This window comes from Citrobacter sp. wls708, from assembly GCF_005281255.1.
In the GTDB taxonomy this organism is placed as follows: domain Bacteria; phylum Pseudomonadota; class Gammaproteobacteria; order Enterobacterales; family Enterobacteriaceae; genus Citrobacter; species Citrobacter werkmanii.
Genome location: NZ_SZXE01000018.1, coordinates 189,416 through 205,340 on the forward strand (window position 1 = coordinate 189,416; position 15,925 = coordinate 205,340).

Genomic DNA, 15,925 nt, shown 5'->3' on the forward strand with positions numbered 1-15,925 from the left:
TACAGTGACTTCCGCACAATCATGGAAAATTATTCCGGAGATATGTCCGTGCCCGTATTGAAAACATCGCGCCTGATCTGTCGTCCATTGAATATTGAAGATTGGGCGTTCTTTTTAACGTTACAGCAGAACGCTGATGTGATGCGCTTTGTCGCTGATACGCGCACAGAACAAGAGATACAGGCAGCCTTTCATTCACGCTTACCAGAGTGGTCCCCCGGCAGCCCGCACTGGCTTTGCCTGGTGCTGTGCGATAAGGCATCGGGAACGCCGCTGGGGGTGACTGGATATATTCATGATAACAATGAATGTGCCGAGGTCGGTTTTTTGCTTACTCCCGAGGCACAGGGTAAAGGTTATGGCACTGAATCCCTGCATGCCGTTTGCGATTACGCATTTACCCACGGCGGACTCCGCCGGCTGACGGCCTGCGTCACCGCAGGAAACGAAGCCTCAAGACGTCTGCTGGAAAAGATTGGGTTCATTCACGAAGGTACGCTGCGGGAAAGCTATTGGCTACAACAAACCTGGCGCGATGACTGGCTTTTCGGCCTGTTAAAACGTGAATATCAGCCGCCAATGCCATAAGGCGTTTTGCTGTAAAAACTGGCTACATGGCAACTGGCGTAACGGAGTGGATTTCTTAAAATATATCTCTTTACTCAGAGAGTATTATGCCGCTCCGTTCAACGCACTTCACACCCGCCTGTGTCGCATTTATTAAGCAATGGCAAGGCCTGTCGCTGGAAAAGTATCAGGATAAACATGGAATTTGGGTGATAGGTTACGGGCATGAAATTGCCGCAGACGAAACCTTTGATACCCCAATTACGCTAATGCAGGCAGAAGCACTTCTGCTCGCCGATCTGCATCTCTGTGAGGCGTTACTATATGAAAAAAAACCGCAAATAAAAGATCGGTTTCAACAAGAGACGTTAATTGCGTGGATATTCAGCGTGGGAATAACCCGATTTAACATGACAGAAATTTGGCCTTAAGCTATTTCACAGTCAGAAATTTTCTGACTGTGAAATTTACGTCAATTAAATAGCGTCGTTTAACATCATTGCCGCCTGCGTACGATTTTTTACCTCCAGACGCTGGTAAAGCGACTCAAGATGGGCTTTTACCGTTCCGGTACTGATATTTAACAGTCGGCCAATTTGTTTATTCGACTCGCCCGCGGCCAGCATAGTCAGAATTTCTCGCTGACGCGCACTGAGCGATCTTATATTTTGGCGGCTACTCTCAGTCACTGTAATACAGTCTCTGGGGATAAACATCATGCCCATCGCGACACTATTGAGCGCCAGTGTGAAGGTTTCCGCGTCAGAGTCACGTGGAACAATGGCCAGCACGTTTAAATGCGTGACCTCCTGTAGCCATCTTTTCCGGCAATCCGTTGCTGTTACCAGCACTTTTACCGCCGAATAGCGTTGCGCGATCTGTTGCAGCAAGCTGCGGCAGAACTCAGCATCAAGATCGCCATCCAGCATTACCATTGCATCAGGGTTGTCTTCCAGCTTCTGCCACAGGTCATCTGTCTGACTGACACCCTGAACATCCACTCCTGGAATACGTTGCTGTAAACTTACATTCATTCCATGAATAAATATTGACTGCCTGTCAAACATTATTAACTGCATTATTTATCTCCGTCTGAATAAGATATTAGCCTTAGCGCGCGGAAGGGTATTACCCATAGGGTAAAATAAGAAGTCACCATTTGGCGGGGGCCATTGTACCGATAGTCGTAGAAGAAAGAAGCAGAAATTATGATTAGTTACAGCTCAATCAACAGAATCACACAAAGAAACAAAAACAGAGAAACATATTAAGTAAATTCTTATATTTTGACGCTCATGTATATTAATTAATATTAATTATATGCAGTCTATATTTTTGTCGAAAAATAAGGAATGCCAACCATCATTCAAATATGTTACAAAATAAAAAATCGCATTAAATGCTTATTCAGCCAATATCTGGCTGAATAAGACACGACGGGTTACAGGAACATTCCGCCGGAGACCTCAATACGCTGCGCCGTCATCCACGCCAGCTCATCGCTGAGCAACGCGGCAATCGCGTCACCGATATCATCCGGCAAACCAACGCGCCCCAACGCTGTTTGCGAAGCAATGTATGCATTCAGTTGCGCGTTATCCCGCACATTTCCACCGCTAAAATCGGTTTCTATCGCGCCGGGAGCAATAATATTGGCCGTAATTCCGCGCTCCCCCAGCTCTTTGGCCTGATAACGGGTTAACACTTCCATCGCCCCTTTCATAGCCGCGTATGCGCTGTAACCCGGCAGCGCAAAGCGCGCGAGTCCGGTTGAAACATTGAGGATCCTGCCGCCTCTGTTCATCAGCGGTAAAAGGTTCTGCGTCAGGAAAAAAGGACCTTTAAAATGGATATTCAAAAGTTGATCAAATTGCGCTTCGGTGAACGCCGGATACGGCGCGTTAATACCAATCCCGGCATTGTTCAATAAACAATCAAAGGTGTCGCTTTGCCACTGGGTCTGTAAGGTTTCCCGCACCTGTTTTATAAACTGAGGGAATGTTGAAATATCCCCGACATTCAACGGTAATGCCGCTGCTTTACCGCCAGATTGGCGAATTTCATCCACAACCTGCAGCGCTTCTTTTTCATTGCTGTTCCACGTCAGGATGATACCGATTCCTTTGCTTGCCAGCTTAAGCGCCGCGTTTTTACCGAGTCCACGACCACCGCCGGTCACCAATGCGATACGTTGCGTCATAAGAAACCTCATTTCATGTGTAGTGAAGATTGAGACAGAGCTTATTAGGTGGTAGAAAAACAATAAATATCGCTGATTGCGCATTACTGTTTCATACAGAACAACAATAGGGCATGAGAATGGATAAAATTCACGCAATGCAGTTGTTCATCCGCGTCGCAGAACTGGAGAGTTTTTCACGTGCGGCGGACACCCTTGGACTACCTAAAGGTAGCGTATCGCGACAAATCCAGGCCCTGGAAAATCATCTGGGCACGCAGCTGTTGCACCGCACCACCCGACGCGTCCAGCTCACACAAGACGGCATGATCTATTATGAACGCGCGAAAGATCTGCTAAGCAATCTGGATGAACTTGATGGACTATTCCATCACGATTCGGCCAGTATCAGCGGCAAGCTGCGCGTGGATATGCCGGTGGGCGTCGCGAGAAATTTGGTGATGCCTCGCCTGGCAGCCTTCTTGCATCAATATCCGGGACTTGAACTCGAACTCAGCAGCAGCGATCGGCTGGTGGACTTGATCCGCGAAGGTTTTGACTGCGTCGTACGCGTAGGTACGCTGAAAGATTCAGGGCTGATTGCCCGTCCGCTGGGTAAACTCACGCAGATTAACTGCGCCAGCCCAGAATATCTGGCCCGCTTTGGCTACCCGGAAAGCCTGGAAGATTTAGCCTCGCATGCGGTGGTGCATTACTCGGTGAACCTGGGAACGCGTGCACAAGGTTTCGAGGTGGCGACAGGCAACGGTACTCAATGGGTTAAAACCGGCGGCATGCTGACGGTGAACAGCACGGAAACCTATCATGCAGCGTGCCTTGCCGGCCTGGGCATTATTCAGGTGCCACGCGTCGGCGTACGCGACGCCCTGCGCGCCGGTACGCTGGTCGAGGTGTTAGGGCAGTATCGTGCCGAGCCGATGCCGGTTTCTCTGTTGTATCCGCATCGCCGCAACCTCTCCCGCCGGGTTCATCTGTTTATGGAATGGCTGACCGGCGTAATGAAAGATTATGTGGACTGACAAGCTATACTGTCCTGAGAATGAACAGAACAAGGAATACTGGCCTGATGACGCAGGAAAAAGAGATAAAACGCCCCATTCAGGAACTTGAGCACGCACCGATCCCAAAAATTGAGACCCAGGAGCGTGAAAAAACAGAAACCAACGGTACGACCAACCAGGCATTGCAAACAGCCCTGACCCTCGCCGATAAAATTCAACGCCAGCCCGTCATCGCCCATATGATTCGAGCCGCAGAGCGTTTTAATGACCGCATGGGAAACCAGTTTGGCGCCGCTATCACCTACTTCTCGTTCCTGTCGATGATCCCTATCCTGATGGTGTCATTTGCCGCCGCCGGTTTTATTCTCGCCTCCCACCCTACGCTGTTGCAGGATGTCTTCAGCAAAATACTGCTTAACGTCAGCGACCCGACGCTCGCCTCCACGTTAAAAAACACCATTAACACTGCCGTTCAGCAGCGAACCACCGTGGGTCTGGTCGGGCTTGGGATCGCCCTTTATTCCGGGATTAACTGGATGGGTAATCTGCGCGAAGCGATTCGTGCCCAGTCGCGAGATGTCTGGGAGCGTACGCCGCAGGATCAGGAAAAAATTTGGGTTAAATACCTGCGCGATTTTGTTTCATTGATTGGTTTGTTGATTGCGCTGATTGTCACTCTGTCCATTACTTCTATCGCCGGTTCCGCCCAGCAGATGATTATCTCTGCGCTATATCTCGACGGCATCGAATGGCTGAAGCCCGCCTGGCGCCTGATCGGCCTGACCATCTCTATTTTCGCCAACTATTTGCTTTTCTTCTGGATTTTCTGGCGACTGCCGCGTCACCGACCACGTAAGAAAGCACTCATTCGCGGCACATTTATCGCGGCGCTGGGGTTTGAAGTTATCAAAATGATCATGACCTACACGCTGCCGTCACTGGTGCAATCGCCGTCAGGCGCAGCGTTTGGTTCCGTGCTTGGACTGATGGCGTTCTTCTACTTCTTCGCTCGTCTGACGCTGTTTTGCGCCGCCTGGATAGCCACGGCGGAATACAAAGATGACCCGCGGATGCCGGGGAAAACGCAATAGCCACCGCCGGAATAGTTGTCAATTGCCGGATGGCGACGCACGCGTCTTATCCGGCCTACGGGTGAGTTTGTAGGCCGGATAAGCGCAGCGCCATCCGGCAATTATAATGCCGCCTGTTCTTACTGATTTAGTGAATAAATCCAACCCGTAACTTTTATTTAACCAAAAACCAGTTTTATCATCCAAGTTTTAAATTATGTGAAGCATTTCATGGAAGTGAAATCTTCAGCCTGAATATTATCCCCTTTTTGCTCTTTTTTTGACCAATTGCAGGGTTTGTTACAGATTGAAATATCGCTTTTGCTGTGCGTAATATGGCCTTTCGTTCGGCCAAAAATAAGAAAATATTATGCAAGCAACAGCCACAACACTCGACAACGAACAGGAACACACCCCGGTCAACTCGCGCAATAAAGTTGTCGTCGCCTCACTCATTGGTACCGCCATTGAGTTCTTCGACTTCTATATCTACGCGACCGCCGCGGTGATCGTGTTTCCCCATATTTTCTTCCCGCAGGGAGATCCGACCGCGGCTACGCTGCAGTCCCTCGCCACCTTCGCTATCGCTTTTGTGGCCCGGCCAATCGGCTCCGCGGTGTTCGGCCATTTCGGCGATCGCGTAGGCCGTAAAGTCACGCTGGTTGCTTCACTGCTTACCATGGGGATTTCAACGGTTGTCATTGGCCTGCTGCCGGGCTATGAAACTATCGGCATTTTCGCCCCGTTGCTGCTGGCGCTGGCGCGTTTTGGCCAGGGTTTAGGTCTGGGCGGTGAGTGGGGTGGCGCGGCGTTGCTGGCAACGGAAAACGCGCCGCCGCGTAAACGCGCGCTGTACGGATCATTCCCGCAACTGGGCGCGCCTATCGGCTTTTTCTTCGCCAACGGCACTTTTCTGCTGCTCTCCTGGCTGCTGACCGATGAACAGTTTATGAGCTGGGGCTGGCGCGTACCGTTCATCTTCTCTGCGGTACTGGTGATCATCGGCCTGTACGTTCGCGTTTCATTGCATGAGTCCCCGGTCTTCGCCAAAGTCGCTGCAGCGAAAAAACAGGTGAAAATCCCGCTGGGTACCTTACTGACAAAGCATATTCGCGTAACGATCCTCGGCACGTTCATCATGCTGGCGACCTATACACTGTTCTATATCATGACCGTCTATTCGATGACGTTCAGTACAGCCGCCGCGCCTGTAGGGCTTGGCCTGCCGCGTAATGAAGTGTTGTGGATGCTAATGATGGCGGTAATTGGCTTTGGCGTTATGGTGCCAGTGGCGGGTCTGCTGGCCGACGCGTTTGGTCGCCGCAAGAGCATGCTCATCATCACCACGCTTATCATTCTGTTTGCGCTGTTTGCCTTTAAACCGCTGCTCGGATCTGGCAATCCGGCGCTGGTGTTCGCTTTCCTGCTGCTGGGTTTAAGCCTGATGGGACTGACATTTGGTCCGATGGGCGCGTTGCTGCCGGAGCTGTTCCCAACCGAGGTTCGCTACACGGGCGCATCATTCTCATATAACGTTTCGTCGATTCTTGGCGCTTCCGTTGCCCCGTATATTGCCGCATGGCTGCAGGCTAACTACGGTCTGGCAGCGGTAGGAACGTATCTGGCATCGATGGCGGCGTTGACATTGATCGCGCTGCTGTTAACCCATGAGACCCGTCATCAGTCATTATGATTCTTTTGCCGGATGCGGCGTAACCACCGCATCCGGCCTGACATCACTTCTTCATTTGCGACAGTATCGCCCGGCACTGGTTGGCTTCCCCTTCGGAAGGAGAAATCAGCGCCAACAGTGCCGCCGCTGGAGTGACTAACGTGGCTAATGCGGCGGCAACCGCACCACGCGCAATCAATGGCCCGGCTTTTACACCTGCCTGCGGGTTCTTGAAGGTCCCGCGAACATACAGCGGCGAACGCAGCGTAATAATACGAATACCTTTGCTCTCTGGATCGATGGTTAAATCCAGTTGCTCAGAGGCAAAACTCGCGGTCCCGGTCACATTGATCACCGCATTTTCCGTATCAAAAGCAAAGATTTGAGGACGCGCCACGCCGTTAACGATATCCAGATTCGCCGCCGCGCAGTTCACCCGGACCTCATCGTCACCAAATATCTGACCAACGAGATAGTTACCCAGATTTAATCCCACAATTTCCATCAGATTCCGGCTGATTAAGCCATCGTTCATCAGCAGCTTCAGGTTGCCATTGCTGTTCCCCAACAGCGCGGCCACCGAGTTTCCGCTGCCGCTAAATTTAGCGTCACCGTTCATTTCACCGAGCGTTTTCTGCATCAGTTCTACATCCGGCATGAGCTCTTTTAGCTTCAGGCGGCGAGCCTGAATATCCGCCTGCCCCCGCATCGGCTTTTTATCCCCTTCCAGATGGATTCTGGAAACAATGCTGCCTCCCGCCAGGCCAAATTTCAGCGGCTGCAGGCGCAGGTCGGCATTTTTCAGGATGATATGGGTGGAGAGATCGCTAATCGGTAGGCTGCTGCCGTGTTCAATGCGCCGACCTTTGAAACGTACGTCAGCATCCATCACATTCCATTTGTCAGTTTCGAAACGGTCATACGGTAAGACTTTATCGGCAGGCTGGACGCTCTTCTCACCTTTGCGCTGTTCAGACTGTTTGGCCTTTTCCGCGCCTTTCCCCGAATCCACACCAATCAGCGGTCCCAAATCAGCCAGTCTCAGCTGGCGTGATTCGACGTCCCCTTCCAGTTTCGGACGCGGTTTACCGGTCGTATAAGTTAGCGTTCCATGAATATCGCTGTCGCCAATACGGCCATTAAAATCGCGGTAATCAAAAACAGAGGATTTTTCCGGATCGATTTTCGCCACCAGACGCCCGTCGGTTTCAAACGGCGGCGTATCCGGGAGCAGCACCCCCGTCAAATCGTACAAATCCCCTAGCGAATCACCTGAGAATTTAAGGCGCAGATCCACGCCGCCCATATTCATCGGGTCATTTACCGTACCGGTAAATGCTACGCGCGTATTGCCCGACCGGAAATCAGCCTGCACCGGGAAAGGGGTTCCTTCGCCCCTCAGCGCCAGCATCCCGCCTATTTTTCCGCTACCGCTTAGCGGTTCGTCGTTATAGCGTCCTTTGGCCTGCAAACCAAATACGTAGTCCTCAACGCGGGTTTGACTCTCTTTATTTTTTGCGCCCGTCACTTCGCTAAAAGGCAATGGCTTACCCAGCGGATCGACCAGGATCTCAAGCTCCGAGCGGGTCACCTTATCGTTTATAGCGATGCGTCCTTGATCGAAGAGAATATTATCCAGCCGGAAAGACCACGCAGAGGGCGACGCATTAGGATCGCGGTTTTCATCTTCTGCGAGGGTAAAGGTCCAGTTATTGTTTTTTTCCGACAGGCGAATAAGGCGCGCATCAGGCTTTACCAGCTTGACCCACGGTAGCCAGACGGTTTTTGTCAGCAATGCCAGCGGCGCGAGCGTGGCTTCCACACGGGGAAGATGCACCATGGTGACGTCGGGAATGTCCGGCGGGTTGCCAAGGATAATATCCTCGGCATGAACGTGCGGCCACGGAACCCAGCTACGCCAGCCGGTTTCCTGCTTCTGGCGCTCCCAAACCACGCCCAGATCGCCCCGTATAGCGAAGGGCCGGTTGAGTTCTGTAGAGACTTTCTGGTTGATGGTCGGTTTGAGCCGGTTCCAGTCAAATGTCGCAATCACAATGATGAATACGACGATCAACAACAAGAAAACCCCTAATACTGATACGGTTATTTTGCCTGCTTTTGTCATAGTTAGCGTCCTCACTTCCTTCCTTGCCTGTCCTAAAGATAGTCCAGCAGGGCAAAATGAGGGACGCTACATCCGAATCAAAGCGACAGGATCACCTCTTCGAGGGTGTGCAGAGGTACTGGACGAGAAAGAAAATAGCCTTGCGCCGCGAAAGCCGGTGAGTTTTGCACATCACGCCACTCTTCAAGTGTTTCAACACCTTCAACAATCACCCCGCGGCAATAGCGGTTCATCAGCTGTAACAACAACGTGAAGAGATTGCGGCCTTCCGGCGTCTGGCGCAGCATGACAAACAGATCCCGCGCCACTTTAATATAGTCGTAACTCACTTCGCTCAGGGCCGAGAAGTTCGCCATTCCGGTACCAAAATCATCCAGCCAGAGGGGACCAAACTCGCACATTGAGGCGAACGACGACCCCTTCGGCAGGCGGATATGCTCCACCAGCTCAAAACGCAGCCACGGCAGGCATTCGATGATTTTTAGGATTTCAGGATCCTGGCGCATCGCAATCAGCGTTGGGCCATCGACATTCACTGAAGCCAGCAGGTTATTGGCTCTGAAAAAGTCCTTTTTCAGCTCAAGCTGCAGGAGCTGCTCTTTCACGACCTCTATACGGTGTCGGACGGCCACTTCAGCAAAATAGCGATCTGGCGCAATACGTTGGGCAGGATTATCAGGATGGGTCACGACGGTCAGCAGTTCAACGGCCATCAGCCGTCCGTCGGTCTGGTAAATCGGCTGATAGGTGTAAGCACGCTCGCACTGCAGCCAATAGCGTCTCGCCTGCAAGCTTTCGATACTCGCATCGGGCGTAATGAGCTGCTGGGTAACCTGCTTTATCATCAAAGATGTCCTGTAAATAAGAGTGTGACTGACCGGACTCGTCAAAGGTTATCGGCGCTCAGGCGCAGAACTTTACGTTCCGCCGCAGGCAAAATAAAAACCAGGCGGCAAAAAACAACGCAGAACACGTGCTGGCTCAAAAAAATAATGGAACGTTGTTTTAATATAGTTGACCACTTAACACCCACAGCGCACACTAACGCTAATTTTTTTCAGAGCAGGTTACGACTATGTCCAGAAAGATTGCCGTGATTGGCGAATGCATGATTGAGCTGTCACAGAAAGGCGCCGACGTTCAGCGCGGATTCGGTGGCGACACGTTGAATACATCCGTTTATATCGCCCGCCAGGTCGATGCGGCGGCGCTTTCGGTACACTATGTGACTGCACTGGGTACTGACAGTTTCAGCCAACAAATGCTGGACTCCTGGCAGGGTGAAAATGTTGACACCTCATTAACCCAGCGTATGGAAAACCGCCTGCCGGGCCTCTATTACATTGAGACCGACAGCACCGGCGAGCGCACCTTCTACTACTGGCGTAATGAAGCCGCAGCAAAATTCTGGCTGGAGAGCGAACAGTCCGCCGCGATTTGCGAAGAGCTGGCGACATTTGACTATCTGTATCTGAGCGGAATCAGCCTGGCGATTCTAAGCCCGGCCAGCCGTGACAAACTGCTGACGTTACTGCGTGAATGCCGCGCTAACGGTGGAAAAGTCATTTTTGACAATAACTACCGCCCACGCCTGTGGAGCAGCAAAGAAGAAACGCAGCAGGTTTATCAGCAGATGCTGGAATGCACCAATATCGCGTTCCTGACGCTGGATGATGAAGACGCGTTGTGGGGTGAAAAACCTGTAGCCGAGGTGATTGCCCGTACTCACGCGGCTGGCGTTCAGGAAGTCGTGGTGAAGCGCGGCGCAGACTCTTGTCTGGTTTCTATCGAGGGTGAAACGCTGATCGACGTCCCGGCCGTTAAATTACCGAAAGAGAAAGTGATTGATACCACCGCAGCGGGAGACTCCTTCAGCGCCGGGTATCTGGCGGTACGTCTGACCGGTGGCAATGCCGCCGATGCCGCAAAACGTGGTCACCTGACGGCAAGCACGGTGATTCAGCATCGCGGGGCGATTATCCCACGCGACGCTATGCCGCAATAACGTGTTGTTCTTGTAGGCCGGGCAAGCGAAGCGCCCCCGGCCTACCCACCCAAGGCCGGATGGCAGCGTAATCGCCTTATCCGGCCTGGAGGTTACTGTACCGGCGGGATATCCGTCACTTCAGGATGTGATTCATCCGTTTCTACCGGCGTTGCCGCCGCGGTAACGGGCGCCATAATGCTATCCCACGTCGCCTGCAGTTCCTTCATATTGAATTCAGGCTCCCCCTTCGGCTGCAGCAGAATTAACGCCATATCTTGCGACAATTGCTGGCGCAGATCCTGATTCAGCATCTCAACGTTCAGACTGTTGAGGAAGCTCTGGCGTAAACGCTGATACTGTTCAGGCGCGATATCCACCACCTGATTTTGCAGCGAGCGCAAACGCTGGCTGATCAAAATGTCGGTATCGGTACGGCCATAGGTGGCAAACAGTTTCTGCAGTTCCAGATTTTTTTGCGCCACCAGCGCATTGAACTCTTCTTCCGGCAGGCCCTTATCACGCACTTTCGCCAGCTCACGCGCAACCGTACCGAGATTCGCATACAGCTTACCGTTCGGCGATTCCACGTTGATAGCGCACTGGGCACGCAGGAACAGCACCCGACAATCAAATCCAAGGCCGATATCTTTGGCATTGTTTTTGGTCAGTTCCTGCTGAATATGCCAGAACAGCGCTTCACGGGCTAAATCAGCGCGCCAGTAGCGCAACAGCGCGGCGGATTCACGGATTGGCTGCCACGGCGTGTCCCACATGATGGAAAGGCGATCCTGGCGTACCGCATCGGTCATAATGCTCACGGCTTCTGCACGCAGCGGTGAAAGCGTCGGCACCGGCGCTGGGGTTTCCCGTTTTCCTTTTAACTCGCCAAAGGTTTTATTGATTTGTTCAGCCACGCTGCGCGCATCTACGTTACCCACGATAATCAGCGTCATCGCGTCCGGGGTATACCATTTCTGGTAGAAGGAGTGGATTTTCGCGGCATCGACAGGCGTTTTCAGCGGATCAGCTGGATCATGCCCCAGCAGGGTTGATCCCTTCAGACGGTAACGCCACCACCCCTCTTTGGTATCTGACGGCCAGGTTGCGACCATATCTTCGCTACTCAGCGCATGATTAACCGTTTCAGGAGTGATGCTCAGATTGCCGGAAATATTCGCCAGGTAAGTAAGTGACTCTTTCAGCAAGTCGTTACGGCTGTTAGGCAGACTGAGGTTATATAGCGTGGAATCATAAGAAACGATAACGGGCGGCATGGGACGTTTGGGATCGAACCCCTGCTGCCACAGTGAACGGGCTTGCGTGGCATCGAGGCCACCGCTTTGCGTCAGCGCGATACGCGGGATCGCATGGCTGAAACCACTCTGTTGCGTACTTTCGGTGAGTGAACCGGTATTGACCAGCAGGCGAACCTCAATACGGTCGCTGGGGCGCTGGGGAGTGGCTAGCACTTGCCACTGTAGACCATTTGCCAGCGTGCCCTGTTGCCACGCCGGGTCAGGCTGGAGCGCATCTGCCTGCACATAGCCGGCAGTGGCCATCATCAGCAAGCCGCCCGCTAAAAGTCGAATTTTTGTGCCCTGCATGTGAACCCCTGATCAACTATCCTGGTAATAAAAAGACAGCCCGCGAAAGGACTCTCTGAATATGACGTTAAAAACACTTCGTGTTAGACCGCAAGAACATGAAAATGTCACGGAGGAAGTGAAAAAATCCCGACGCCGCCGAATCGACGGTTTCAGGCACAGGGGGTAATTATGCGCAAACACCCGCAGTCCTGGAAGGGACTACGGGCATAAGTGACGAGATTAAGAGGATAAATCGTGCGTTTTGCCATCCGGCGCACGATTATTCAGCGTGTCATCCAGCTTTTTGGTATCCAATTCTTTCACCCATTTAGCCACAACGACAGTTGCCACACCGTTACCAATCAGGTTGGTCAGCGCACGGGCTTCAGACATAAAGCGGTCAATACCGAGAATCAGCGCCAGGCCAGCGACCGGTAAATGCCCCACCGCAGAGATAGTCGCGGCCAGAACAATGAAGCCACTCCCGGTTACACCCGCAGCACCTTTTGAGGAGAGCAGGAGCACGACCAGCAGGGTTATCTGATGGAAAATATCCATATGACTGTTGGTGGCCTGAGCGATAAACACCGCCGCCATCGTCAGATAGATGGATGTCCCATCAAGGTTAAACGAGTACCCCGTGGGTATAACCAACCCGACAACCGACTTCCGACAGCCCAGTTTCTCCATTTTATCGAGCATACGCGGCAGTGCGGATTCAGATGAAGACGTACCCAGTACGATCAGCAGTTCTTCACGGATATAGCGGATGAATTTGAAGATGCTGAAGCCAGTCGCGCGAGCAATGGAACCCAGTACCAGAACGACAAACAGAATGCAGGTGATGTAGAAGCAGATTATCAGCTGACCCAGTTGCACCAGCGTTCCGACGCCATATTTACCGATGGTAAAAGCCATGGCACCGAAAGCACCGATCGGCGCCAGGCGCATGATCATATTGATGATGCCGAAAATAACCTGCGAGAAGCTTTCAATTACGTTGAAAATCATCTGGCCTTTGCTGCCCAGACGATGCAAAGCAAAACCAAACATTACCGCAAACAGTAATACCTGCAGGATATTACCGCTGGCAAACGCGCCAATGACGCTCGCAGGGATAATGTCCATCAGGAAACCTACGATCCCCTGGTCTTTTGCCTGTTCGGCGTAAATCGCTACCGCTTTGGCATCCAGCGTTGCCGGATCGACGTTCATCCCGGCACCGGGTTGCACCACGTTGACGATGATGAGGCCGATGATCAGCGCAATCGTACTGACAATTTCAAAATAGAGCAGTGCAACCGCACCGGTGCGGCCTACTGCTTTCATACTTTCCATGCCTGCAATGCCGGTCACGACAGTACAGAAGATGACAGGTGCGATGACCATCTTGATGAGCTTAACGAAAGCATCACCAAGCGGCTTCATTTGGGCGCCTAATTCAGGGTAGTAATGGCCAAGGAGAATACCAATGGCAATTGCTGTCAGGACCTGAAAGTAAAGGCTTTTGAATATAGAGGTCTTCATAGGGTGTCCTTAAAGTAAAAACCACAGGTCTTGTAAGGTTTTGTTTAACCTGCGGCCTTAAAGTAACACCCACTCAACATGACAGAAATGCACCTGGATCATAATTGATACAAAAATGTTAAAAATTTTGAGCTGGCTCGCACAAGCGAGACCTTTTTTAACTTTTGTAATCAGCGCCTTCCGGTGCCAGATAGCGTTCTTCAAAGATATTTGCCGGAACTGGTCGGGCAAACAGGAAGCCTTGCGCCACTTCCACCCCTGCTTGTGATAACCATTCGCGTTGCGCTTCCGTTTCAACGCCTTCGGCGATCATCTGCAAGTTGAGACTGTGTGCCAATTGAATGATGGCGGAGATCATGCTGCAATCTTCGGGCACGCCATCGACAAACATCTTATCAATTTTGAGTACATCCACCGGTAGCGACTTCATATGCTGTAGCTGTCGCAGACCCGCATACCCCATGCCAAAATCGTCCAGCGCGATGCGCACGCCCGCGTTGCGCAGCGGTCGCAAAATGGCCACCGCGGCATTGGGATCGTCAATATGTCGGCTTTCAGTCACTTCGAGGATCAATGTGCCAGGCTTAATGCGATAGCGCGTTAACAACTCCAGCAGATCAGACACCATATTGGGGTGCATCAACTGGAGAGCGGATAAATTCACCGAGAGCGGCAGCATCAGACCGCGTTCTTGCCAGGCTGACAACTGGCGGCATGTTTCTTCCAGCACCCAATAACCGACGGTCACCATCAGACCACAAGACTCAATTCTGTCGATTAACCCTTCTGGCAGCTCCCAGCTACCGTCCGACTGTTGCATCCGCAATAATGCTTCTGCGCTCAATACCTTGCCGCTGGACATTTCTACCTGGGGCTGCATCCAGAGCGCAAACTGCTGGTTATCCATGGCGGTTAAAATATCGTTCTCCTGGGTTAAACGCTGCTGCGCCTCTTCCATTTGCAACGGATCAAAGAACTGAATTTGGTTTTTACCTTTATGACGCGACGTTAACACGGCGGAAAGGGCGCGGCGGTAGAGCTGCTCTGCGGTTAAATCACCATAAAACATCGCCACCCCGATGTTGCAGTTCGGACGTAGTTGAATGCCCTGAATCGGTAACCGCTCATTAACGATAGTGAGTACTTGCTGACCTAGAGTAATAGCATGCCAGGGTTCTTTTACACCATGCGCGATGATGGCGAAGTCATAGCCGCTCACCTGGGTAAGCACCATTCTGGGGGCCAATACGGATTTCAGTTTTTCGACTAACGTCAGCAGCAAGATTTCTCGCTGAGTTTCGGTTAACACGCCCGCGGTATCACGCAGGGTTTCACAGGTGACAATCATCAGTGCCGTCGTTTGCTGACGCGTCACCACCTGCTCCAGCAATCCCATTAAAAACGACTTGTTGGGCAATTCGGAAACCGGGAAGCGCATCGAATGGTCGCTTTGCTCTTCGCTATGGCGTTTGATGAGCTGCTGATTAAGGTTGTAGCTACGCACCAGCATACCAATCTCATCATCCTGATGCAGACGTGGTAATGCCAGTTGATAGCCAATCAGGTCCTGCTGTTGAATGTCGTTCAGCTCGCGAGCGATTTTGCGCAATGGGTGCACAATCAAACGGTTAATACACCATGAGATGGCTACCGTGAGTATTAACGATAAAAGTAAGTAAATGGTCACTAACGTTGAGAGCGTGCTCATCACAAACTTGTACATGCGGTACGAATCCGCCTGCAGCACCAGATACGCCAGCGGCTGTGGGTTCGCTGAGCGCTCAAGTGAATAGACCGGCAGCGAAATTTGCACCGGAAGCTCAAACAGGCGGGTCACCGTAACGGGAACCGGGCGTTCGGGAATAAAGCTCATCCGCAGCGCCTGAAACTGATTAGGCAGCACCACATCAGCGCGACTGACCACGCCCGCTGGCCGAATGCTGCGTAAAATGGCTTCCGCTTCGGGAATATCCCCTTTCAGGATAGTGTCGGAAAGAGGTTCACGGACGGAGCGAGCGATACTTTCCAGTTGTGTAGCCGTGTTATAGCGGTTCTGCTGTACCAGATGGAACAACAAAACGGTGCAAAAAATGAAAACAAACACCATGACAACGGCCGCGACCATTGCCATCTGCTTAATTGTTAACGAGCGACTGACACGCAAACTGACTCTCCACGGATAGACGAAAC

The 15,925-nt window shown here is 51.9% G+C and carries 13 protein-coding genes; 6 read left to right on the plus strand and 7 right to left on the minus strand.

Translation table 11 applies throughout. The annotated features are described in order from the left end of the window. Positions 1–48 precede the first annotated feature (48 nt). On the plus strand, positions 49–588 hold the full coding sequence (locus FDW97_RS14165; protein WP_137346681.1) for a GNAT family N-acetyltransferase: 540 nt from the start codon (positions 49–51) through the stop codon (positions 586–588). 86 nt (positions 589–674) lie between these two features. Further along, on the plus strand, positions 675–998 hold the full coding sequence (locus FDW97_RS14170; RefSeq protein ID WP_069323754.1) for a glycoside hydrolase family protein: 324 nt from the start codon (positions 675–677) through the stop codon (positions 996–998). Positions 999–1,043: 45 nt separating this feature from the next. On the opposite strand, the gene FDW97_RS14175 is transcribed toward FDW97_RS14170, so the two are convergent. Both FDW97_RS14175 and FDW97_RS14180 read right to left on the minus strand, forming a co-directional pair. Then, positions 1,044–1,646 (minus strand): response regulator transcription factor, encoded by a 603-nt coding sequence (locus FDW97_RS14175; RefSeq protein WP_137351205.1) that lies wholly within the window; start codon positions 1,644–1,646, stop codon positions 1,044–1,046. Between the two features lie 362 nt (positions 1,647–2,008). Next, entirely contained in the window at positions 2,009–2,767 is a 759-nt protein-coding gene (locus FDW97_RS14180; RefSeq protein WP_121529673.1) for an SDR family NAD(P)-dependent oxidoreductase, read from the minus strand. A 119-nt stretch (positions 2,768–2,886) separates the two neighbouring features. Between FDW97_RS14180 and FDW97_RS14185 the strand changes: the two genes are divergently transcribed. The 3 genes from FDW97_RS14185 to FDW97_RS14195 all read left to right on the plus strand — a co-directional run bounded on the left by FDW97_RS14185 (position 2,887) and on the right by FDW97_RS14195 (position 6,531). Then, positions 2,887–3,786: a LysR family transcriptional regulator gene (locus FDW97_RS14185; protein ID WP_038635118.1), complete on the plus strand. Its 900-nt coding sequence runs from the start codon at positions 2,887–2,889 to the stop codon at positions 3,784–3,786. Between the two features lie 47 nt (positions 3,787–3,833). Further along, on the plus strand, positions 3,834–4,859 hold the full coding sequence (gene yhjD, locus FDW97_RS14190) for an inner membrane protein YhjD (protein ID WP_085049066.1): 1,026 nt from the start codon (positions 3,834–3,836) through the stop codon (positions 4,857–4,859). Positions 4,860–5,208: 349 nt separating this feature from the next. Then, positions 5,209–6,531, plus strand: coding sequence for an MFS transporter (locus FDW97_RS14195; RefSeq protein ID WP_069323751.1), 1,323 nt, complete (start codon positions 5,209–5,211; stop codon positions 6,529–6,531). Positions 6,532–6,574: 43 nt separating this feature from the next. Here FDW97_RS14195 and FDW97_RS14200 read toward each other — a convergent pair whose 3' ends face one another. Then, entirely contained in the window at positions 6,575–8,635 is a 2,061-nt protein-coding gene (locus FDW97_RS14200; protein ID WP_137351206.1) for an AsmA family protein, read from the minus strand. 77 nt (positions 8,636–8,712) lie between these two features. Then, entirely contained in the window at positions 8,713–9,480 is a 768-nt protein-coding gene (gene pdeH, locus FDW97_RS14205) for a cyclic-guanylate-specific phosphodiesterase (RefSeq protein WP_038635128.1), read from the minus strand. Between the two features lie 230 nt (positions 9,481–9,710). Between pdeH and FDW97_RS14210 the strand changes: the two genes are divergently transcribed. Continuing rightward, a complete protein-coding gene (locus FDW97_RS14210; protein ID WP_038635130.1) occupies positions 9,711–10,640 on the plus strand; it encodes a sugar kinase in 930 nt (309 codons plus the stop codon). Positions 10,641–10,732: 92 nt separating this feature from the next. On the opposite strand, the gene FDW97_RS14215 is transcribed toward FDW97_RS14210, so the two are convergent. The 3 genes from FDW97_RS14215 to hmsP all read right to left on the minus strand — a co-directional run bounded on the left by FDW97_RS14215 (position 10,733) and on the right by hmsP (position 15,899). Beyond that, positions 10,733–12,226, minus strand: a complete 1,494-nt coding sequence (locus FDW97_RS14215) for a pitrilysin family protein (protein WP_137351207.1) — start codon at positions 12,224–12,226, stop codon at positions 10,733–10,735. Between the two features lie 222 nt (positions 12,227–12,448). Continuing rightward, a complete protein-coding gene (dctA, locus tag FDW97_RS14220; RefSeq protein WP_006687518.1) occupies positions 12,449–13,735 on the minus strand; it encodes a C4-dicarboxylate transporter DctC in 1,287 nt (428 codons plus the stop codon). A gap of 157 nt (positions 13,736–13,892) precedes the next feature. After that, positions 13,893–15,899 carry a biofilm formation regulator HmsP gene (gene hmsP / locus FDW97_RS14225; protein WP_085049069.1) on the minus strand — a complete coding sequence of 669 codons (2,007 nt, stop codon included), beginning with the start codon at positions 15,897–15,899 and terminating at the stop codon, positions 13,893–13,895. Between the last annotated feature and the right edge of the window lie 26 nt (positions 15,900–15,925).